13 protein-coding genes are annotated in these 22886 nt (G+C 44.5%); all 13 read left to right on the forward strand.

Annotation, left to right across the window (positions count from 1 at the left end; translation table 11 throughout):
• Positions 1–359 precede the first annotated feature (359 nt).
• The 13 genes from BUE76_RS15370 to BUE76_RS15455 all read left to right on the forward strand — a co-directional run bounded on the left by BUE76_RS15370 (position 360) and on the right by BUE76_RS15455 (position 22883).
• Positions 360–1565 carry a glycosyltransferase family 4 protein gene (locus BUE76_RS15370; protein WP_158069981.1) on the forward strand — a complete coding sequence of 402 codons (1206 nt, stop codon included), beginning with the start codon at positions 360–362 and terminating at the stop codon, positions 1563–1565.
• Positions 1566–2259: 694 nt separating this feature from the next.
• Positions 2260–9939, forward strand: a complete 7680-nt coding sequence (locus BUE76_RS24235; protein ID WP_158069982.1) for a CBM96 family carbohydrate-binding protein — start codon at positions 2260–2262, stop codon at positions 9937–9939.
• Positions 9940–10394: 455 nt separating this feature from the next.
• Complete coding sequence (locus BUE76_RS15405; protein WP_073041432.1) at positions 10395–11153, forward strand: polysaccharide biosynthesis/export family protein; 759 nt, start codon at positions 10395–10397, stop codon at positions 11151–11153.
• Between the two features lie 23 nt (positions 11154–11176).
• Positions 11177–13504 (forward strand): GumC family protein, encoded by a 2328-nt coding sequence (locus BUE76_RS15410; RefSeq protein WP_073041434.1) that lies wholly within the window; start codon positions 11177–11179, stop codon positions 13502–13504.
• A 114-nt stretch (positions 13505–13618) separates the two neighbouring features.
• On the forward strand, positions 13619–14140 hold the full coding sequence (locus BUE76_RS15415; protein ID WP_073041436.1) for a transcription termination/antitermination NusG family protein: 522 nt from the start codon (positions 13619–13621) through the stop codon (positions 14138–14140).
• Between the two features lie 40 nt (positions 14141–14180).
• A complete protein-coding gene (locus BUE76_RS15420; protein ID WP_073041438.1) occupies positions 14181–15968 on the forward strand; it encodes an ABC transporter ATP-binding protein in 1788 nt (595 codons plus the stop codon).
• Positions 15969–16006: 38 nt separating this feature from the next.
• On the forward strand, positions 16007–16930 hold the full coding sequence (locus BUE76_RS15425; protein WP_073041440.1) for a glycosyltransferase family 2 protein: 924 nt from the start codon (positions 16007–16009) through the stop codon (positions 16928–16930).
• A gap of 48 nt (positions 16931–16978) precedes the next feature.
• Complete coding sequence (locus BUE76_RS15430; protein ID WP_073041442.1) at positions 16979–17884, forward strand: glycosyltransferase; 906 nt, start codon at positions 16979–16981, stop codon at positions 17882–17884.
• Between the two features lie 26 nt (positions 17885–17910).
• Positions 17911–18426 carry an adenylyltransferase/cytidyltransferase family protein gene (locus BUE76_RS15435; RefSeq protein WP_083596417.1) on the forward strand — a complete coding sequence of 172 codons (516 nt, stop codon included), beginning with the start codon at positions 17911–17913 and terminating at the stop codon, positions 18424–18426.
• A gap of 2 nt (positions 18427–18428) precedes the next feature.
• The gene (locus BUE76_RS15440; RefSeq protein WP_073041446.1) at positions 18429–19586 is read left to right on the forward strand and encodes an iron-containing alcohol dehydrogenase family protein; all 1158 of its coding nucleotides are present in this window, start codon (positions 18429–18431) and stop codon (positions 19584–19586) included.
• A gap of 641 nt (positions 19587–20227) precedes the next feature.
• A complete protein-coding gene (locus BUE76_RS24240) occupies positions 20228–20860 on the forward strand; it encodes a hypothetical protein (RefSeq protein ID WP_143157241.1) in 633 nt (210 codons plus the stop codon).
• A 47-nt stretch (positions 20861–20907) separates the two neighbouring features.
• On the forward strand, positions 20908–21780 hold the full coding sequence (locus BUE76_RS15450) for a glycosyltransferase family 2 protein (RefSeq protein ID WP_073041450.1): 873 nt from the start codon (positions 20908–20910) through the stop codon (positions 21778–21780).
• Positions 21781–21950: 170 nt separating this feature from the next.
• Positions 21951–22883 carry a glycosyltransferase gene (locus BUE76_RS15455; protein ID WP_143157242.1) on the forward strand — a complete coding sequence of 311 codons (933 nt, stop codon included), beginning with the start codon at positions 21951–21953 and terminating at the stop codon, positions 22881–22883.
• Positions 22884–22886 lie beyond the last annotated feature (3 nt).

Raw genomic sequence — 22886 nt, forward strand, 5'->3', positions numbered from 1 at the left:
GTGAAGGTCTTTTTCTTTTTTACTATTAACATTTCCAGGTAAATCAATAAGAATAACCATCAAAAAATAGGGCTTTCAGCCTTTGGCAAACTTTGCAAATACCTGTGTTCCAGAAAACCATCCGAACAAATTATCAGGGATTACTATAGTCCTGCTTGCTTTCGCTATTCATAAATTACTTTACTTTGTATATAGCTAGAAAATATCTCAACCTTTTTTTAGCTCCTATCCACCTGATCCTGTAAAACGCCAGTGCTATTAATTAAGCACAACTCTAACCTATTCCTTGGATTACCAACCTGATTTCAGGACTGTTATCTATTATACTAACCTACAGCACTCCAAGGAAAATGAAACATGTGGCTATTGATACGGTAACCCTTTACGCGGGACACGGAGGCAGTGGTGGTGGCATCTGGACCTACACCAAACAATTGCTGCTGAATCTGAACCAACACGCTGCGGAGCAAACTTCCATCAAGTTTTACTGTTTTGTCAACGAAGCTTTTGACCTGCTCTTAAATAATATGGAGGTAATAAAGGTAGACTGCGACACCCGCAAGTTGCCTAACAGAATGAAATACCTCCATTTTACACTTCCCAACCTTTGTAAAAAGTGGCGTATTGACCTGCTCCATCGCCTGACCCCGGAAATTCCATTCGCTTCTAAAACACCTGTTGTTTGCACGCTCCACGATTTCATGGCAGAATTTTATGAGCGGACTGGCCGGAATCAGGGTGCTGGTTTTATGGACAGGTTGCGGAATAAATATTTTTTTAAAACCAAAAGCTATGCACTCCAACATAGCAAGGCTGTACTAACCCCAAGCCAAGCCATCAGGAACGAAGCTATATCGCAATTTGCCGGTGAACCAAACAGGGTTTTTGTTACTGAGTTGGCAACGATGCCTGCGAAAGTGAACACGGAACCTGAAAAGATATCCACTAAACCTGTCCAGTTCTTTACCATTGCAGCCTTCCATCCCCACAAAGGACACGAACGGACAATAGCAGTTTTCGAGTCGCTGCGATCGGCAACCCAGATGGATGCTTATTTGAATCTCAGGGGCAATATTCAGGATGCCGATACCTACAACAATATTCAAAAACGAATAGCAGCTTCACCTGAAAGAGATCGAATAAAGATCATTGGTTTTGATCCATCCAGCACCCTGGCTGATATATACAAAAAAGCAGACTTTGTACTGCTATTATCCGAATACGAAGGATTTGGACTGCCTGTTTTGGAGGCACAAGCGTTTGGCATACCAGTGATTTGTTCGGCAATTGAAACCTTTCGGGAAGTTGCAGGCGAAGCAGCATTATTCATCAGCGCGAAGGATCCAGAACTTATTGCAAAAGATATCCATGCTTTGGTAACGGACCATAACAAACAGCAACAACTGGTACAGGATGGTATTGCAAACTGCAGAAAATATAACTGGTTTGAAACAGCTGCTAAAACAATAGCGGTTTACAATTCTTGCTTGAACACCGGGTATGAGTTTTGCAAAACAAAAATTGAGAAAAAATTACCTGTTATAGCAGCAGGAGAAAAAGAGTGACCTACCGTAATGCCCTTTTGCTTCTTCGAATTTTTTTTGGTTATAAGTCATTGGCAAGCTTAAAATGATTTGTCGCTTTCAATCAAAAAAGCAGCGATTGTAGCCTCAGGAAATGCAGGAAAAATCAGCTTTATTTTTTATTGAATTGTTTTCCAATTCCGGTAAATGCTTTACTGGCTTCTTTTTTGATGGAAGAGGAAACAAATTAATTTTTGAACATAAGCGGAAATGCGCAGAAACAATTCAGGACCAGATAAAGCGATTTTCTCCTAAGTAGTTCAGGTCTAGCTTTTTCTCCACTTTCTCAAAAGTAATTTTTATCTTAATAGTAGGAATTATTTCCATGTAAGACTAATTGGATCAACAGACAGATAACAGCTACCCAATATTCTCCAGAAACTCCTCCCCTTTTGCTGCAAGTGCAGATCCAATATTCCTAAGAAATGAACTGGCCGGTCCTGATTCGGGTAAGATGTACCATCATCACCATGACAGATTTGAGCAAAGAAAGCAATCCAACATCCACCGAGATCCCACTCAAACCAATAGTTAATCATAATAACACCCCTTGACTATGTTTTCGTCAAAATTCTCCTTGCCTATTTTTTCAACCATTAAAAATAGAGCGGGGATTATAACCAAAACTTCTTTTCTGCAATCACTGCTGGTCATTACCATAAGCCTCATTGGCAACATGCAAGGCTGGAGCCAGACGCCCGCCTTCGATATGGTAAGATGGAACACTATTGCGGCACAGCCTTTTTCGGTGAACGAAGCACAGGCTAAAGTAGTAAATGGAAGACTTTTTTCCTTTGGCGGCTTCGATAGCCGTAAGTCTACTTTTACGCCAACAAAGCGGGCATATGTATTTGATGCCCGGCTGAATACCTGGACGCCGATCGCTGATCTGCCATTCACACCCAACGGAACTGATTTCGGGGGTGTGACCCATGCAGGCATTACTACCGATGGTACCAATATTTTCATTGCAGGTGGTTATACTTCCAATGCTGCCGGCACCGGCCAGACCTTTGGCACCAACCAGGTATACCGCTATAATGTGGCATCCAACACCTATACACAGCTACCTTCTTTACCGTTTAACCTGGCTGCCGGTCAAATGGAATACGTTGATGGCAAGCTCCATTATATTGGGGGCACCAATGCTGCCCGCACGGAAGACCTCGGAAGCCATTATGTATTGAACCTAGCCAACCAGGAAACGGAGTGGAAGGAATTGGCACCCCTGCCCAACCCCAGGCACCATGGCGGGTCCGCAGTTGTGAATGGCCTGATTTATTACATTGGCGGCCAGCATGAACATGACGCACAATTGGTGGCGCAAAAGGATGTACATCGGTATAACCCTAATACGGATACATGGGAAAAAATGGCCGACCTGCCAGTGCCAGCTGGTGCTACAGGACGGGGCCATATCACATCTTCCGTGGTGGTGGTAAACAATAAAATCATTGTATTGGGCGGTGAAACCGTGCATAATTCTGGAGTAACCAATATGGTCTCCATGTATGACCCGGCTACCAACACCTGGACTAATTTGAATCCAATGCCAGCTGCCCGTTTCTCTGGTGTTGCTGGATTTATTGGCAGGAGCCTGTACTATTCTGGTGGTTCTTTTACCTCCACTACTTACCAGGGCGACCTGGCAGTTGAAAACAATCTCGATACGGTAGCACCGATTGCAGATGCCTACGTTCGTGATGGAACCGCCGCCAACAACAACTATGGGTTGGACACAACGCTATTTGCCAAAACAAATACTTCTACTGCTGCAGGTTATACCCGCAGGTCTTATCTCAAGTTTGCGCCGCTTAACAACCCAAATATTGTAAGGGCCAAGTTGAGGATTTATGGTAAGAACCAGGATAATACCGGGAACACACGTGTCAATGTTAAAGGTATAACCAACGACACCTGGGAGGAAAACAAGATCACCTGGAATAACGCCCCTGTTATTCCATCAAGTACAGAAAATACAGCCGTTATTACCAACACAAGTAATTACTATGAACTTGATGTAACTGAATTTGTAAAACAACGCGCTGCAGGCGGCAATATGATTTCGCTCCTTTTGCTGGATACTGCACGCCAGAATAAAATGCTGGCCTTCCATAGCAGGGAACGTGGCACCAATCCGCCCCAATTATTGATTGAAACTGATGGCAGCATTTCTACTACCAATGGTTCCATATTGTTTCAGCAAGCTTCGCAAGTAGCTGAATTGGAACAGAATAAATCCTCTGCCATTCTGGAATACATTGCCACTACCGATAATAAGCCGGTAAGTGTACAATTGAATGCAGTGGATGACAAGGGCCAGACACCTACCTGGCTTAAGGTAAATGGAAGTGTGCTGAACAACCTCGATTATACAGCAGGTTCGGAAATCTCCTTCGATATCAACACCAACAATCTATCGGTAGGTGCATACAAGGCAACCCTCACCGCCACTGCTACAGGATACCATCCTGGTACCGTAGTTATTTTCCTTAATGTAAGGGCAAGGGCTGGAGAAGATATGGCTACCCTGCTTGTTAACTTCCAGGATTCTGCAACCCGTACACCCCGAGGATGGCTCTCTGACTTTGGACAGGCATATGGCCCAAGAACCCTTGCCAACCAGGGCAGCGGCTTTACTTATGGCTGGATCAAAATGAGTGACAAGACTCCAGTAAGCCTGGTAGGAAATGGCCGGGTACGGAAAAGTCAAGCGGATACCACCCTGGCTACTTTTATGCATATGCAGGCAAACCAGATTACAACCTCTTTCACCGGGGTTAAAATCGAGGGTATATGGGAAGCCAAACTGGCAAACGGCACCTATGATGTTACCGTTTCGGTAGGCGACAATGATTTTACCGACAGCCGCCACAGCATAAGGGTAGAAGGCATTCCTGCAATTACAGAATTTGTTCCGACAGCATCCCAAAAGTTTGCGTCCGCTACCTTAACGGTATCGGTGTCGGATGGAAAAATTACCATGGACGCAAGTGGTGGAAAAAACACGAAAGTGAATTTTATCACCATCAAACCCTCCATGGTTGCAAGGCCTTGGGTTGTGCGGGTGAACCCGGAAAGCGGGGCTTCCTTCATCAGCGAAACATCTTCAATTTCCACCAGCATATTGCGACTGCCCAATGGTGGTATCGATAATAAAACCATTACACCTGATAATGTTTATTTACGGGAACTACCGTCGGGTGCAATCGTACAGGCCAATGTAAATGGTACCGGTGGCGGAGATGCCATTACGCTTGTTCCAACTGTTGCGCTGAAACTCAATACCCAATATGAGTTTACCATAACCAGTAATGTAAAGGACCTTACCGGTGCATCTTTCGTTCCGTACAGCAGCAATTTCACCACTACCAATGTACCGACCGGTGAAATCAGCAATGTGAGCTTTACCCAGGTAAAGATGCCTGAAATAGTAGGCAAACATTCCAGCCTCCAGAAAGGCCCTGATGGTAAACTTTATGCAACCACCATTGATGGCCTGATCAAACGCTTTACCATCAACCCTGATGGCACATTGGGCAACCAGGAAATAATTTATTCCCTGCAGGATCCTGATAGCACAGGTCCTGTTGCACCGCAATCCCGTCTTTTGATTGGATTTACCTTTGATCCTAAAGCCACCGCATCCAACCTTATAGCTTATGTGACGCACAGCAGCTATACGTTTTTGAATGCTCCCAACTGGGATGGCCAGATCAGCCGGCTCAGTGGGCCTAAGCTGGAAAACGTGGAACCTTTGATTAAGGGCTTACCCCGTTCCTCTAAAGATCACCTGACAAACAGTCTTGCGTTTGGCCCCGATGGCGCGCTTTATATTACACAGGGAAGCCTTAGCGCCATGGGCAGGGCTGATAGAACATGGAACGACCGGAATGAGGCTTACTTCTCGGGTGCAGTTCTTCGCTTAGACCTTTCTAAGCTTTCTACCAACCTGCCCCTTGATGTTCGCACCATCCGCGACACAGGTTCATACGACCCCAATGCAGTTGATGCTCCGCTTACCCTTTATGCGTCCGGTCTCCGCAATGCCTACGACTTGGTATGGCATTCAAATGGGGAACTGTATGTACCAACCAATGGATCGGCAGCGGGTGGCAATACGCCTGCATCGGTAGCCGGAACCATTCGCCCCAACGGCGCACCTTACAGCGGGCCGGCTATTCCGGAGCTTACCAATGTGCAACAAAGCCAGAACGATTACCTGTTCCGGGTGAAAAAAGGTGGTTATTATGGCCACCCCAATCCTAAGCGGGGAGAGTATGTATTGAATGGCGGCAATCCTACCAATGGTATCGATGCCGCCCAGGTAGACGATTACCCCGAAGGAACCTTACCCGACGCCAACTACCAGGGTTTTGCATTTGACTTTAGCACCAATAAATCGCCCAATGGTGCCATAGAATATAAAAGCAGCCGATTTAACGGAGCGCTGAAAGGCAAATTGCTGGTGGTTCGGTACAGTCAAAAAGATGACATCATCGCACTGACCCCCGGCACTTCCAACTTTGATATTGTTGGATTTACCGAAGGTGCCAATATTGGCGGCTTTACCGGGTTTATTGATCCGCTGGATATAACAGAAGATACCGTTTCGGGTAATATCTATGTTTCTGAGTATGGCGGCGATGGCACCATTACCCTCTTGCGTGCCGGAACGCTGGATACTGCAGTTCCGCCCGGTCCCGGTGGTGTTATTACCGTAAACCCTGCGCGTATTCTGGATAATGATGTATCCGGCGGCTCAATGGGAACATTGCGCAATGTGACCATCAAAAACACAGGTACTGCCCCCGTAAGGCTTGCAAGCATTGGTGTGGAAGGCACCCATTCAGATCAGTATGTTCTGAATGGTTTGCCGGTGTTTCCTGTTGACATCAAACAGGGCGACTCACTGGTGGTAAAAGTGGCATTCAACCCGACCTCGACAGGATTGAAAACAGGTCAAATCCGCATCCGTACTGTTGACTCGGCCGGGGTGGCTGCCGCAGTAAACCTCCGGTCAATTGGCACTTCGGGATTGGGTGGCACCAATGAGCCTTCGCTCCAAGCCATCCTCGACTTGTACCAAATTCCTATACTTGCCGGTGATGACGCGCCAGCAACCAATGTTATCAACAGTGTGACCTCGCTACAGTCGGCACCCTTGCTGGGTGAAGAAGTAGCTGTTCCCCTGTTTGAAAAAGCAGGCGAAGGCAGTGTTACCATACAGCCGCTGGCAGTATTTGGTCCTACCACCACAAATCCTGTATTAGGAATGGGTTGGTATAAAGAAAATGACAGTACCAGCCGTACAGAGCTGGTTACCGTTTCAAACAGCCCCACCAACAATGGTCAGACAGTAAACCCGGTAATTGCAGGCAGCAGGACCTTTGATCCGGCAAATAACATTTTCGGCTTTTACACCCGTTGGCCAGCCTTTGCCAACCGGCATGTGTATAGCCAGGATGTACTTAATACTTTTTCGGGTGCCATTCCACACCATGTGCGGGTGTACCCTTATAAAGAAAACAAGGAGGTTGTACCTAATAAATACCTGGTGACTTTCGAAGAGCACATTTCCGGATTCGACTTCCAGGACTTTATGTTCATTGTAAGCAATGTGCGCCCGGCAGCCAATGTAAACAGGGGTATTGTTACCCTTGAACCAGAGGCCGATGCTTTCGTACGCAATGGTACCTCTTCCAATATCAACTATGGGAAGGACACCTCTTTGGTAGTAAAGACTTCCACGTCTACCTCTTCCACAGGGTTCAGCAGGAATGCTTATTTGCGTTTCCAACTTGGCAGCGCCAGCACTGTTACCTCGGCCAAGCTCCGCATCTATGGCAGGGTTACGGAAGGCACAACACCAACGGACCTGTCGGTAATGGGTATTGAAGCAGATGGCTGGAGTGAAACTTCCATTACCTGGAACAACGCTCCTACTACGCCCACAGCTCCTATTGGCCGCATCACTGGCGTGAGCCCGGTTGCCAAATACTTCGAAATTGATGTTACCGATTTCGTGAAGGCCGAATGGCAGCAGGATAAAGTCGCCTCCTTCCTGTTGTCCGACCTGGCACTGATTAACCGGACATTTGCTTTCAACAGCAGGGAAAATGCCCAGTTTAAACCTCAACTCATCATCAATACGGCTGCACCATATAATAATGGGTTGTTTGTTGAAAACAGGGACCGTTTCCCAAGCAATGATTTTTATGTCACCAGCCGGGTTCAGGTACCCTGGACGAGGGATACGGCAGCGCCTTTCAGGTATAATGCCAACCATGATACTGCCAGGATCAGGATCCACAATAAAGGGATCGGAACCCTGGTTATCAATAAACTGAACTTTTCCAATCTGACAAATTGGAAGGTACTGAGCTTCGGAGGCAAAACCTTTGACTCCAGTTCTTTGCCCCTTTTGTTGAACCCGGGAAGTTCAACCGACCTGCGTGTTCAATATGTGGCATCCAATGTTTCCACCACGGCACGCTATGCTTTGACTACTGATTACCTGACTATTGAGTCCAATGATGATCAATCGCCCAGCAAACAGCTTACCCTTCGTGGGCTGTGGCAAAAAGAAGCTGAGGATGTACGAGAGCCAAATGTGCAAACCATGATCAATGCTTTTGGCTATACTTCCAAGGTGGGCTTTTCCGGAAAAGATCCTGACCTGGGCGCTCCTTCCAAACCCAAGGGCGATGAAGTTATCTCCTCTTATTATGTTCGGGTGGATACAACAAAGCCCGTTTATGTAAGGCAACTTGGATCTTACCATGGCTGTTGTGATCAGCAGGAAACCATCAGGTGGTACAACAAAGGCGCCTCGAGTACGGTTACCAGCTTGTTCGCCCATATACCGGCAGATGCACAATCGTTGTTGCCCCGGAGAAGTCTGCCCAGCAATCCGGCTGAAGGAAACTTCAGTCCAACAAAGGCTTTTGGGTTCAAAGTTGGCGGAAAAGATTTTACTGATACGCTGCTGAATCCAGGCAGAAAGATTGGAATACGCGTATGGGTGGCTATAGATGCTGATGGCCAGGTGATCCCCAACACCTACCTGGTAGCTAATGACTACCTTGGTACTACGTACACCAATTTCGATTACAATGACAACCTGTATATTGTAAGTAATATTCGCCCCGAAAATGGACCGGCTAATGCCTCGCTTGTGGCAGGTACGCCATCTGCTGTAGATTTTGGCAGCCAAACCACGATGACGCAGGCTACGTTCAAGCTAACCCTTAAAAACACCGGGACTGTTTACAGTTCAGGGGTAAAAGATCCAGCAATAGTCCTGAAAGGGTTTACCATTGTGGGTGAAAACAAAAGTGAGTTTAATGCGGTGAGGCTTTCTAAAACCAGCATTGCTGCTCAGGATACGGCCTCCATTACCGTTAGTTTCAATCCTTCTACCCAAGGGCTGAAAACTGCCGACCTCCTGGTATATTATAACAATACGGCTTCTCCCCTGCGGGTTCCGCTGTATGGCATTGGTACCAATTCCAATATCAAAGCCACTGTTGTAAACCGGATCAAAAGCGGTTCAAGCAGGGCTATGAACGTCAATGGCAAAGTATGGTCTGCCGACACACCCTTTGCTTTTGATAACCTGGAGCCTTATTCCAATGCAAGCCTCAAAGCGGTTCAGGCCACCGATGATGACTCTGTTTACCTGATTGAGCAATCATCCAATGCCGACCGCAAACCTTTCAGGTATGAAATCCCGGTTCCCAATGGCACCTACCATGTAAGATTGCATTTCGCAGAAATTTACTGGGGACTTCCCGGTTCTGGACTGAATGGAGGCCCAGGGTCCAGGGTAATGACCATCGCTGTGGAGGGCAAAAACAGCCTGGTCAACCTCGACGTTGCGGCTGAGGTAGGTTCCGCGGCAGCTTTGGTGAAGCAGGTTTCAGGAGTAAGTGTTGTGGACGGAAAGTTGAGTATCAACTTCAACGCTACTGCCAACAGACCCATGGTTTGTGGTATAGAAGTGTACCGCTTTGATCCTTCAGATGCTCCGCTGACCAATAACCAAACCACCCAAATAGGTTTGTTGCCCGATGGCAACGAGGCACTTCTCTCCTCTGAGCTAATCAGGGTTTATCCAAACCCGGTAAAAAACCAACTGAAGGTGCTCTTGCCTGCGGCCTACGAAGGCAATGTTACCCTGCAGATTGTAGATGTCTCAGGAAATATTCATCCCTTACTTGTAACCCGAGTAATGGCTGGTGGAAGTGTGATCAATACTAGTATTGAACATTTACAACTTAAAAAAGGCTTTTACTTCCTCAAGGCCATACCTGAGGGGAAAGCTCCACAGTTAACCAAACTGGTGGTGGAATAAAAAAGAAAAGAGGCGCGAAATGCGCCTCTTTTCTTTTTCACCCTTTACTCATATTAAATCAACTTTTGAAGTTTATAGTCATGATTTTTAAGCAAGGATTATTTTCTGCTAAAATCTTCCGCTAAAGGATCGATGTTGTGTAAACTACTATTTGTCCACATTAATTGACAATTTGTTAATCTGGCACGTAATTTATAATAAAAGGGTAAATACAAGAATTGCTACAAACACCATCCGTAAATATTTCAATTTCAGGATATTTGTTTAAGCAGCATTCCTTAATATTGCATTTCGTTTGAACTCGTTAGCAAAAATTTAATAATAGCTGCCAAGCTTTAAATAATTTTTTCTAATTTGTTCTCTAAACGAACCCAAAACCATTTCCACTTCCGAATTCCTACGAATTATCATTATTATCCAAGCCTATTCTTCTTTGTTCACAAGAAATAGCAATAATGAAAACTTCGTATTGGTTCTTTTTTCTTATCCTACCCTTTTTTGCGTCATGCAACAGTTTTCGGAAGGCCATCTATTTTGATATTAATCAGGATTTGGAGACTAAGATTCCCAGCTTTGATAACGCAGCAAGAATTCAAAAAAACGATCTGCTCAGTATTAATGTTCGAAGCTTAAGTGCTGAAGCCAGTGAAGTTTACAATGCCCCGGCAGTATTGGCAGGGAGCGGCAGTAATTCTATACCTGGTGGTTACCTGGTAAATGAAGATGGCTCCATCCAATTTCCGGTTTTAGGAAGTATTGTAGTAGCCGGCCAAACCAAGGTACAGGTAGAAAATATGATTCGAAAAAGCCTGACCGACCGTAAACTTTTACTTGATCCGGTAGTCAATGTACGGATCATCAACTTTAGAGTTACCGTTTTAGGAGAAGTAAAGAATCCTACCGTTGTAACCGTTCCAGCTGAAAAAATCAACATTTTGGAGGCTATAGGCTTCGCCAATGATTTAACCCTTTTTGCAGACCGTTCAAACGTTCTGATAATCAGGGAAGACAATGGAGTAAGGAAATTTAAGGTATTGAACCTGAACTCAAGAGAAATCTTTGAATCGCCTTATTTCAATTTGAAGCACAACGATGTTATATATGTACGACCTAATAAAGCAAGAATTTCAAATGACAGTTTTGCACGTCTTTGGTTACCAACTGCTTTTAGTGCTCTTTCATTAACCGTCTTGTTGCTCCGAAACTGGAATTAACCCAACCATAAACCAAAAACCTGATGTCAGCCCCTAAACATACCCAAGAACCCCAGGAAGAGAATATCCTGAGTATATTACAATTTAGGTTTGCTCCTTATTGGCCTTTATTCATCATTCTGGCGATCATAAGCGGTGTAGCTTCTTATTTATATCTGAAGTACACTCCGCCGGTGTACAGTGCCTACTCTACGATGATGATCAAGGACGAGAAAAGAGGCGTTAATGAATCCAAAATGGAGGAATCGCTTGACTTCTACCAATCTAACAAGGTAGTGGAAAACGAAATTGTAGTTTTATCCTCCAAGGGCCTGATGGAAAAGGTGATTTCCAATCTTAACCTTTACACCGAAATCAAAGAGGAAACCCAGTGGGGCCTTCGCTCTGCCTACAATACATCACCCGTAAAGGTGATAGCCCAAAACCCGGCTGATCTTAAACGTACGGAAGAAATTGACCTTTCCGTAAATGCAACTACAAATGTTGTTACCGTAGATGGCAAAAGCTATCCTATGAACAAGTTTGTAACTACGCCATTTGGGGTCCTCAAGTTTACCAAAAATGATAAAGCCAATGCAGCTCCGCAAGGTGCTTTGAAGTTGTTTTTATATAATCCTGAAAGCCTGGCGTCCAGTTATGCAAACAGGGTTTCCATTCCGCCCAATCCTAAGTCTTCCACTGTTCTCACGCTGTATTTCCAGGATGAGTCGGCTTATCGTGCAAAAGATGTGCTCAACGAACTGATGAATGTTTACACCATCAATGGGCTTTCTGAGAAAGACGCACTGGCGGCAAACACTTTAGCTACCATCGAAAAGAGACTGACTTTTGTAGCCAAGGATTTGGACTCAATTGAAAGAACCATCCAACAATACAAATCGCAAAAAGGGATTGTAGATATCAGCGAGCAGGGAAAGGAATTTTTGCGCACGGTAAGTGACAATGAGCGCCAAGCCACTTCCATCAACATGCAAGTGTCCACACTGGATCAGATCGAACGCTATGTTACTTCCAGAAACAACAAAGACGGTGTTGCTCCTGCCACTTTAGGCTTAAATGACCGCGGACTGACAAGCCTGGTTGAACGGCTGGCTGAAGCTGAAGCCAACCAGATTAAACTGCGCCAAACCATGGGCGAAAACAGTCCTCAGGTAGTTGCCACACAAAATGAAATTGACCGGCTGAGACCTGCAATTTTGGACAATGTGCGCAACCAAAAGGCAAGCTTACAAGCCAGCAAAGGCGATTTGGCTCGTACAAATGGTATGTACAACTCCATGCTGAGGTCATTACCTAGCCAGGAGCGTGAATTGCTTGAAATCAGCCGCCAGCAGGTAATTAAAAACAACGTTTACGCATTCCTGTTGCAGAAGCGTGAAGAGACAGCCCTCTCCTCTTCTTCTGCTACACCGGACGGCAAGATCATTGATGTTGCAGCTTCATCCTTCAGCCCGGTTAGCCCCAACAAAACCATTGGTTATTTAGCCGGGTTAATTATAGCTTTTGCCATTGGCATCTTTGTAGTGCTGGCCAAGGAAATCCTTTCCGGAAAGATCCTGTTCCGCCAGGATATTGAAAAATATACCCAGCTTCCTATTGTTGCCGAGATCATCAGTGTAAAAGGAAATGCAGGTATTGTTGTAAACCAGCCTGACAAGGTGTATATATCTGAACAATTCAGGCATTTGCGTGCCGCGATGGGCCTGTATGGCAGGGTCGTTACCCGCAAAAAGTTACTGGTTACCTCCAGCATTCCGGGTGAAGGCAAAAGCTTTATCGCAGATAACCTTGCCATGAGCCTTGCCTTATCAGGTAAGAAGGTAATACTGGTTGATGCAGACATACGGGGCCCGAAAACATCCAGCACTTTCAACTTGTACCAAAAGGCAGGATTGGCTAACTACCTGCATAACGAGGTAAGCCTGGAAGAAGTTATTTATCCTGGCGGCCACGATAACTTAAATGTTCTTGCTGCTGGTTTCACAGATGAAAACCCCACCGAGTTGCTGTTGAATGGCAAGCTGCCAGAGCTTTTCGGCAAACTGGAAAAGCTATACGATTATGTAATCGTGGATACTTCACCTGTAGATCCTGTAACAGACGCCTATGTTCTTTCCGAATTTTGTGACCGCACCTTGTTTGTAGTACGGCATGGTCATACACCAAAAGCCATCGTCAAAATCCTTGACGAAAACAATAAAATTAAAGGCCTGAAAAGCATGGCGATTGTTTTCAACGGCGTTAAAAAACGCGGTTTCCTCAAGAGCAGCTTTGGATATGGATATGGATTTGGGTATGAGTACGTGTATAAAAAAGCAGGCAAAGAAAAAGCCGCGAACAAAACAGTTTGATAAACAGTCAAACTTTAAAAAGGAATTTTTCGACAACAAAAACCCAAACAATTTGGGTTGTCCGACACCAAGACTGAAAACTGATTGCTGTCAACAAATCTAAATTGAGTAGCTATGGCACAATGGTATGCAGTTTACACCAGACCCTGCTGGGAAAAGAAAGTGGCAGAATCATTTCAGAAAAGAAGAATGGAATGTTATTTACCCCTGAACAAAGTTTTGGTTCCCTCCACTTATTCAGAGCGAAGAAAGCCGGTATACCAACCGCTTTTTGAAGCCTGTGTTTTTGTAAAAACTACAGAAGACAAATTGCCTTTAATTAGAAGCTTAGATGGCGTACTTAGCTTTTTTTACTGGCACGGCAAACCCGCTACTATCCGTGATATTGAAATTGAAATGATAAAGCGTTTTACTGCAGAGCACCAAAGTGTAACATTGATCAAGTCGGCAGTAAGTATCGGGGAAATAGTGAGAATCATAAACGTAGATCCTGAGGAAAGCGCTCCCGGAGCCTGGGGTCAGAAGGTCAAGCTAAGTTTGCCCTCTTTGGGTTTTGTTTTAGAAGCAGAAGCAACAGAAACAATACCCGAACCGATCAGTGCCGAGGAACTAAACCTCAGCACAACCTTAGCCTAACAAAATGCATCAAACCGTACGAAATACACCACACCCATAAATGATATACAAACAGGAAAATCTACTTGGATATTTTCGATTTTACTACAGCGTTGTAGGGAGAAGACTTTTAGTGTCAATTTTTCTGAGTATTTGCGTAAGTGTGCTCGATGGACTTGGTCTTTCGATGTTCATGCCCCTGCTCCAATCGGTATCAAATGATGGTAATGCTTCCCAGAAATCCATGGGCCAGCTGCATTACATTACGGACGCTATCAATCGCCTCGGCTTCTCCATAACCTTGGATACCGTATTGGTAACACTCACCATCTTGTTTGCGATTAAAGGCGCCTTCAAACTTTTGGAAATGAAGTACCAGGCAAGCGTGGTGCAATACTTCATGAAAAAAGTTCGGCATCAACTGGTAAAAGGATTGGAAAACCTTTCTTACAGAGGTTTTACTGAACTAGATGCAGGCCTGATCCAAAACAGCTTTATTGCAGAAGTACAAAGGATGTCCGGAGCTGTCCGCAACTTCCTTACATACAGCCAGGCTTTCTTCATGCTCATTACTTATGTAGCATTTGCAATGCTGGCCAACTACCAGTTTGCCATTCTCCTGGCAATTTGCGGTGGCGGCACAAACCTGTTGTATAGCAGTGTATACAAAAAAATGAAGAACGCTTCCTACGAAGTTTCTAAAAGAGGAACAAGCTTCAACTCTTTTATGATCCAGGCGGTTCACCATTTTAAATATCTGAAGGCAACCAACTACATCAAGCCATACTCCCGCAAACTGGACAAGGTAATTGATCAGACAGAAGCGCTGAACAATAAAATCTCCCATTACAATGCGGTTACTACAGGCCTTAGGGAACCAATGGTAGTAATGATGGTAGCCCTTGTTATTTACCTCCAGATCAACCTCATGGGCGGTCAGCTAGGCTCCATTATTCTCAGCCTGATCTTGTTTTACCGCGCATTGAACTACTTGATCCAGATGCAACAAAACTGGCAGAATTTCCTCCAAAGTTCAGGTTCACTGAAAAGCGTTTCGCAGATTGCGGAATTGATGAAGGAAAAGGCAGAAATTGTGGGTACTGAAACGTTTTCAGGAATAAACGAGAAAATATCCCTGGTTGATGTTTGTGTTTCCTATTCCGATCATCGGGTGCTTAACAAAGCAACCATTAACATCCCCAAAAACAACACCGTTGCGTTGGTTGGTGAAAGTGGTTCCGGCAAAACAACCTTAGCTAACATTATCATTGGTTTGATCAAGCCCGATGAAGGCAAAGTTTTGCTGGATGGCAAACCTATATCTGCTTTCAACCTGGATACCTACAGGGGTAAGGTGGGTTATATTTCCCAGGAGCCTGTTATTTTCAACGATGATATTTACAACAACATCACCTTCTGGGATGAGCGTACTCCTGAAAATGAAACCCGGTTCTGGCAGATTGTTGAATTGGCTTCCCTGACTGATTTCATCGACAAACTTCCCGGAAAAGAAAATTCCCGATTGGGTGACAACGGTATTCTCATTTCAGGTGGTCAGAAGCAAAGAATTTCAATCGCCAGAGAGCTGTACAAAAAAGCCGAGCTGCTTATTTTGGATGAAGCCACTTCCGCATTAGACTCTGAAACTGAATTAGCCATTCAGGAGAACATTGAAAAGCTGCATGGTAAATATACCATGGTTGTAATCGCACACCGGCTATCCACTATCCGTAATGTTGACCGGATCTACCTGCTTGAACAGGGATCAATTATCGAATCAGGTGATTTCACCTCGATGGTAAAGCAATCTTCAAAGTTCAAGCGTATGATTGAATTACAGGGACTTTAATTGCCCCGGTAGCTCATTACCCAAGTAAATAAACGTGGATGAAAATGGAACAATCGCAGGACAACATAATGGTTTCGGTAGTGATCCCCTGCTACAACAGTGCAGCCTTTATCAGGAGAGCAATCAATGGTGTGCTGGCACAGGAATACACCAATTGGGAATTGTTGCTGGTAGATAATGGCTCGACAGATAACACCATCGAAATTTTAAATCAATATAAAGCGCAATACCCGGAAAAGATTAAGGTGTTGCAGCAGCCAATCAAAGGAGCCCCTGCAGCCAGAAATATGGGGCTTCATAATGCCAGGGGCCGGTATATTCAATTTCTGGATTCGGATGATGAAATAACTGCTGAGAAAATTGGCGAGCAGGTAAACTTAGTCAAACAGCAACAACCTGCCGTTATCGTTGGCAATGCTTACCAGGTGAAAGAGGTTGATGGCGTACAGACCCAAAAGCGACTCACCTATTATGATACCAATATTTGGGTAGGCCTGATCACGACAAGCCTGGGCCGTACCAGCAGCTGTTTGTTCCAACGCGAAGCCGTTGTAAAAGCAGGTGGTTGGAAAGAAACACAAACTTCCTCACAGGAGTATGAATTGCTTTTCAGAATAATCAAAAGCGGGGGAAAGATCAGTTTCAGCCCCGGATATCATACTACCATATTCCTTCGCATGGAATCGGTACACATGTCGGGCAACCAGGCTAAGGTGCGGCAGGTTACGCTGAATTATATCAACCTGCGTAAAGACATCAGGCGCCATTTGCAAAAAACCGGAAAGTGGGAAGGTGCTACAAGAACACGTTTCAATAGACATCTGTTAGGTTACCTGCTGACCATCCGTGAGAAGATGCCAGATATTTATGCCGAGAATATGGCAGAACTTGAATTGAAGCCTTACCCTGCCTTTTTCGTCCGTCGTTGGCTCAGCCGCACAAAAAGAAAGCTAGTGGGTTAGCAAAGCCCCGCTCCCAGCATTCAGTTTCTGCACTCACTCTCAACCATTATGAAACCTACTACAATCACCAATCTACCTTTTGTTAGCATCATCGTTCCAACTTTCAGGGATTGGGATCGTATGGCCATTTGCCAGCAAGCTCTGGAAAGGCAAACATACCCTGCCGAACTTTTAGAAATCTTCATCGTCAACAACGATCCCAAGGATCAGCCGCCAGCATCCTTTAAGCTTTTACCCAATGCAAGGATCATTGACGTAGCAAAGCCTGGATCATATGCTGCGAGAAACAGAGCCTTGCAGGAAACAAAAGGAAGTATCATAGCCTTTACCGATTCAGACTGTATTCCGCACAATGACTGGGTACAAAATGCGGTTAACTATTTATTGACGCACTCAGACTGCATGCGGGTAGCTGGGCAGATCAAAATATTTTATAAAGGCAAAACACCCACCACTGCTGAGTTATACAACTCGCTTTATGCTTTCCGCCAGGAAATGCATGTAAAAGCAAATGGTGCAAGTGTAACTGCCAACCTGATTACTTACCGTTCGGTTTTCGACACTTATGGTTATTTCGATGAAAACCAGCTCTCTCTAGGCGACCTGCTCTGGGGCCAACAAGTGCACCGTAAGGGCTGTACCATTGCCTACGTACCCAATGTTATAGTAGAACATCCGGCACGCAGCTTTGACGAATTGGTTATTAAAGAAAAACGTGTTGGTGGTGGCCAGGGAGTGCGGGAAAAGGGTCGGACCACATTGAACAAGCAGCTCATTTCAGTTATGAAAACCTTTTTGCCCCGCAAAGGTGATATAGGGTTTATAATCAGGAAGGCCAACGGTTTGAGTACCGTTGAAAAAATGAAAGTACTGCTGCTCCGCCATTACTTATTACACATAAGAATGCGGGAAAACATGAAAGTAGCATTAGGTAAAGAACCAAACCGGGCCTGATAAAAGGCAACTAAACTTGGAGATAAATGGACCGAATTAACACCATACCCATCGAAACAATTAGTTCACGCGAGACTGGATCAACAACCCAGAATGCACACCCTGAAACTACTTCACAACCAGAGTTCCGTAATGTTTATGTGATTGGTGTATTCGACCTGTTTCATAGGGGACACCTGGAACTGCTGAAAAATGCCAAAGCCTTAGGACAACGATTGATTGTTGCTGTTAACGGAGATGAAATGGTGAGCCGTTATAAGCGAAAGCCTTTCTTTAATGAACAGGACCGGCTTGCTATTATAGAAGCCTGCAAGTACGTAGACGATGCTTTTATCATCAAGGATTTTGACAATAAAGCGTACCTGGAACAGTATGGAATTGACGCCATTGTTCATGGCAACGACTGGGAAAGATCAAGTTACCTGAAACAGATCAGGGTAACGGAAGAGTACCTCGCAGAAAACGAGGTATCGCTTGTACTACTCCCCTACACCCAGGGAGTGAGTACTTCGGAACTGATTAATCAAATCAAAAACCTTTGACCTTGTACAATCAAACTGTTCCTTTTCCTGCAATCTTCCAGGTGAATGAAAACATCATTGGCCAGGTTCCCTTGTTCCTTAAGCGGAATGGGTTTGAGTTCAAGAACATACTTGTTGCCTCCGGAGTCGAGCAATCGTTCCGTTATGCAATGACCATATTGGAAGTCCTGGATGGCAACCATTTTATTGTAGGCAGCAACGATAATGCAACCGTTGAAGAATTAAGAGCATATTGCCTGCTCAACAACGTTGATCTGCTTATTGGTGTTGGTGGCGGAACTGTGCTGGATGTTGTAAAAAGAGCCAGCCTTTTAGCCAACGTTGAAAACCTTTTGGTTCCTACCATTATTTCAAATGACGGCATCGTTTCTCCTATTGCTGTTATCAAAGATGAAGCAGGTAAAACAGTAAGCTGCCCAGGCAAAATGCCTTTTGGAATAGTTGTGGATGTCGACATCATTCAAAAGGCGCCAACAAAGTTTTTACAGGCAGCAGCCGGCGACATTTTGTCCAACATTTCTGCTACCAACGACTGGGTGCTATCCGCAGCTACCACTGGCGAAAAAATAAATGACCTGGCTTATATGCTGGCCCGTAGTGCAGCATTTGGCTTGGTACATCATGAAACAAAAGACATACGAAACCGCAACTTCTTGAAACAGGTTGTGTATTGCCAGATCAACTCAGGCTTAGCCATGGCGCTGGCAGGCACCAGCAGGCCATGTAGCGGAAGTGAACACCTGATCAGCCATGCTATTGACTACCACGATCTTTCAACTAATACACTACATGGTTTCCAGGTTGGATCTATCAGCATCTTTTGCTTATACCTGCAAAAAAGACTCGACACCAAGTGTATCAACTATGCCCAGGAACTGAAGATTCCCTTGGCTTTTCACCAGATTGATCCGCAAATTGAGCAGCAGTTAGAGACCATTTTTGAAACCTCTCTAAAAATGCGCCCTGGCAGGTATACCGTACTGGACACCTGCAAAGACATGAAGTTTACCGACATTTATTACGAGTACATTTCATTTTTAGAGCGGTTCAAAATAACGGACAACAGTCTGGAACCAACAGAAAATTACCTGGAGTATAAGATGTATAAAAAGCAACACGCTGCAAAATACCCTTACTCGCAACCGCCCCTTGAAACATAGTTTGTATGACGCTTAAATTGAACAATCAACATATTGGCATAGCCATTACCACCCTTTTGGTTTTGGTAAGCACCAGTCTGTATGCATTTGAGAAGATTACTCCATTCATGGATAACTTCTTGAATCTGGCAATGACCTGCTGCCTGCTATTGATCGTGGCAAGCCGGTCTGGCGTGTTTATGCGCCAGGGTTTACAATTTAAATCATACGCACTCCTGTTTTTGATTGTACCGCTGCCCAGCATGATAGGCGCTGCTCTTTACCATTACCAAACCATTCCAGAATCCCTATATGCCAACAGGAACATTTTATTCTGGCTTACTTATTTTTCATTGCATGCTTTAAGAATTAAGAAAGAGGACCTGGTAAAGATTTTATTGTTTGCTGGCGCAGTGTGGGCATTGCTGACGATCGTTCAACAATTTACATATCCGCACTATTGGTTTTATCTACGCAGTGAAGCTCAGAAAAGCTTTGTTCGGGCCGGTGTATACCGGTATATGATTCCCGGATCAGCATTGGGCATCTTTCTGCTGATGTACCACTTTCATAAGTACGCAATAACCAGCAAAGTAAAGCATGCACTGTGGACTTTTATAGGCCTTGCTGGGATATACTATTATGGCACCAGACAAAATGCAGTGGCAGCATTTGCATGTATGTTCATCGTGGTACTGCTGCTTAAGGGAAACACCCGGTGGCGTAACCTGATAGTGATGGGAGGTATCGTGATGCTGGCGTATGGATTGAAAGAAATCCTGTTTAGTGAATTGATTGAACTAACCAACAGGCAGATCACCACCAATGATGAGGATATTCGGTACGTTTCTGCCCGTTTCTTCCTGTTCGATTACTGGCCACAATCACCTTGGGCCAAATGGCTGGGAAACGGTATGGCCGCGAGTGACACCAACTACCTGAACGAATTGACCATGTATGCCAAGGTAAAAGGTCTTTACCGGTCAGATGTAGGCATCATTGGAGCATTCAATCAGTATGGCATTTTGTACGTTGTCCTTGTGCTCTCCTTTTTGTTAAAAGGAATCCTTATAAAAATCAAAAGCCAGGACAACCGGTATTTAAAAATCTTCTTTTATTACCCGGCCATCCTGCTGATCATTAATGAAGGTTTCACCAGCCCTGAAGGTATTGTTTACATCTGTTGTATCATGTACCTGATGGACAAGTCCATAGCAGAAGAAAAGGAAAGCCAAAAGATGAGGATCAGGCAACATGAAGCGTTCACCAACAATATGATTCCTATGGCCATATAAATTATAATAGTCAACCTAACCAACGAAACAGAAGCCCAATAGTAACCATGCCCCAAGTATTAGTCATCATCATCAATTACAAAGCAGAGGATCTGCTTCCTGGTGTTTTGAAATCACTGCAGGAAGAAGATGGCGCCTTGTCGATTGCCATCCTTGACAATTCCTCAACCGACGCCAGCTGGAACAAGCTAAAAAGTTTAGACGATGACCGGGTACAATTGTTCCGCTCTGCTTCCAATCTTGGTTTTACCGGAGGTATTAACTTTGTGCTCCGTTCCGAATGGGTGGAACAACAAAACTTTCCGTACTTCTTTTTACTCAATCCAGATGCTTACTGCCCTGGAGGGCTGGTTGGAAATTTGGTAAGCTTGCTGCAGCAGCATGCCAATGCAGCTTGTATTTCACCCCGCATTACCCATATGGATGGCCGTCCATGGTATGAGGGTGCAACCATCCAATACAGCAAAGGTAAAGTTGTGATGGACGGCATGGTGAAAAAGCAACATGGCCGCGTTCAGGAAACAGATGTTTTTAACGGCTGTGCGGCATTGTTTGACATGCATAAAGTGGTTAAAGCAGGTTTGTTTAATGAAGCCTTGTTCATGTATTATGATGAGGCCGACTTATCCATTAAGCTTACCCAGTTGGGATATACCATTTTATACGCTCCGCATCTGATTGTAAAGCATGATGTATCCTATACAACACGCAAAATCTCGCACCTGAAAACCTATTATATGACCCGAAATAAATTTCTGGTGTTTAACAACACCATGTCAACGGGTCAAAAACTTTTGTTCCTGGCACATGAGCTGGCCCTTCATGGAAAGCATCTGAGGATCAAGAACATGCTGTTCCACATGAAAGGATACATTGATTTCACTTTAGGCCGTACCGGAGCAATCAATCAACAATCATGATTAATCGAAACGCACATATCGATACATCTAACCGTTCGGGCTTTTTCTTTAGCCCCCGGCCAGACCATCGTGTCCACAACAGCTACATCAACAGCTTCTATTACCACCTTACCCAAAAGGCTGATGTATTAAATCAGCACAACAAAGTAATGGGCCGCTCAACCGAGCTGTTGAAATATGCCTTTAAAGCTAAAGTGCTGGTACTAAACTGGCCGGAAGATATTGTGCATCTGCGTTTCGGCTGGCTGCAGGCCATCTGTTTCAACTTATGTGTTCTTTTGGTAAAAGCAAGAGGTGGTAAAATCATTTGGATTTGCCATAACAGGAAGTCACATGCAAAGGGCAAGCCCCTTCTCAGCAAATGGAACCGGAACTTTTTCAAGCATATTGCCGACAAAATAATTGTACACTCAAAAGATGCAATTGAAGTTTTAAAAGAAGTGCGGTCGAAAGTTGTTTTTGTACCGCATCCAAGATATGAGCGGATCAAAATGGATTCCATTACAAATCCGAATACGCACCAGGCCCTTATATGGGGTAATATCACGCCCTATAAAGGTCTTGAGGCATTCATTAATGATTACAAAAAATCGGAATCGAACTTCCCGGTAAAAATTTTGGGCAAGGGAAATCCAGAGTACGTGGCACAATTGAAAGAAAAAGCGGCAGGCACAAATATTCACATTCAAAACACAAGACTAACAGCACAGGAATTACAGGAAGAGTTCAACAAATGCAGCGTTATCGTTTTGCCTTATAAGAAAACGGATACCTTTTCGTCGGGCGCCCTCATCCACTCATTGAATGCGCATAAAATAATCTTAGGCCCACGGGTTGGCAACTTTATAGACCTGGCAGAAACCGGTGCCTGTATTGCCTACCAAAACAACAAAGAGTTGTTTGAACTGCTTGATCGCATGATCCATGATTCGGCTTTTTACCAGGAACAATTGGAAAATGTAAGAACAAACATGGATCAATACTATAAGCTTAATACCTGGGAAAATATGATCGAGCAAGTGCTGAACTCCATTGAAACAACAAAAGAGTTTGCATTAGTAAAACGACCAATGAATATGGCCTCTTTGAAAAACCAAATCTGAAAA

This window comes from Cnuella takakiae (genome assembly GCF_001953305.1).
Taxonomy (GTDB): Bacteria; Bacteroidota; Bacteroidia; order Chitinophagales; family Chitinophagaceae; genus Flavisolibacter; species Flavisolibacter takakiae.

Bases quoted from the DNA above. Each gene is read 5' to 3' on its own strand.
- BUE76_RS15410 (WP_073041434.1), top strand. From the start codon at position 11,177: ATGTCAGCCCCTAAACATACCCAAGAACCCCAGGAAGAGAATATCCTG.
- BUE76_RS15420 (WP_073041438.1), top strand. From the start codon at position 14,181: ATGATATACAAACAGGAAAATCTACTTGGATATTTTCGATTTTACTAC.
- BUE76_RS15415 (WP_073041436.1), top strand. From the start codon at position 13,619: ATGGCACAATGGTATGCAGTTTACACCAGACCCTGCTGGGAAAAGAAA.
- BUE76_RS24235 (WP_158069982.1), top strand. From the start codon at position 2,260: ATGCAAGGCTGGAGCCAGACGCCCGCCTTCGATATGGTAAGATGGAAC.
- BUE76_RS15405 (WP_073041432.1), top strand. From the start codon at position 10,395: ATGAAAACTTCGTATTGGTTCTTTTTTCTTATCCTACCCTTTTTTGCG.
- BUE76_RS15430 (WP_073041442.1), top strand. From the start codon at position 16,979: ATGAAACCTACTACAATCACCAATCTACCTTTTGTTAGCATCATCGTT.
- BUE76_RS15450 (WP_073041450.1), top strand. From the start codon at position 20,908: ATGCCCCAAGTATTAGTCATCATCATCAATTACAAAGCAGAGGATCTG.
- BUE76_RS15425 (WP_073041440.1), top strand. From the start codon at position 16,007: ATGAAAATGGAACAATCGCAGGACAACATAATGGTTTCGGTAGTGATC.
- BUE76_RS15435 (WP_083596417.1), top strand. From the start codon at position 17,911: ATGGACCGAATTAACACCATACCCATCGAAACAATTAGTTCACGCGAG.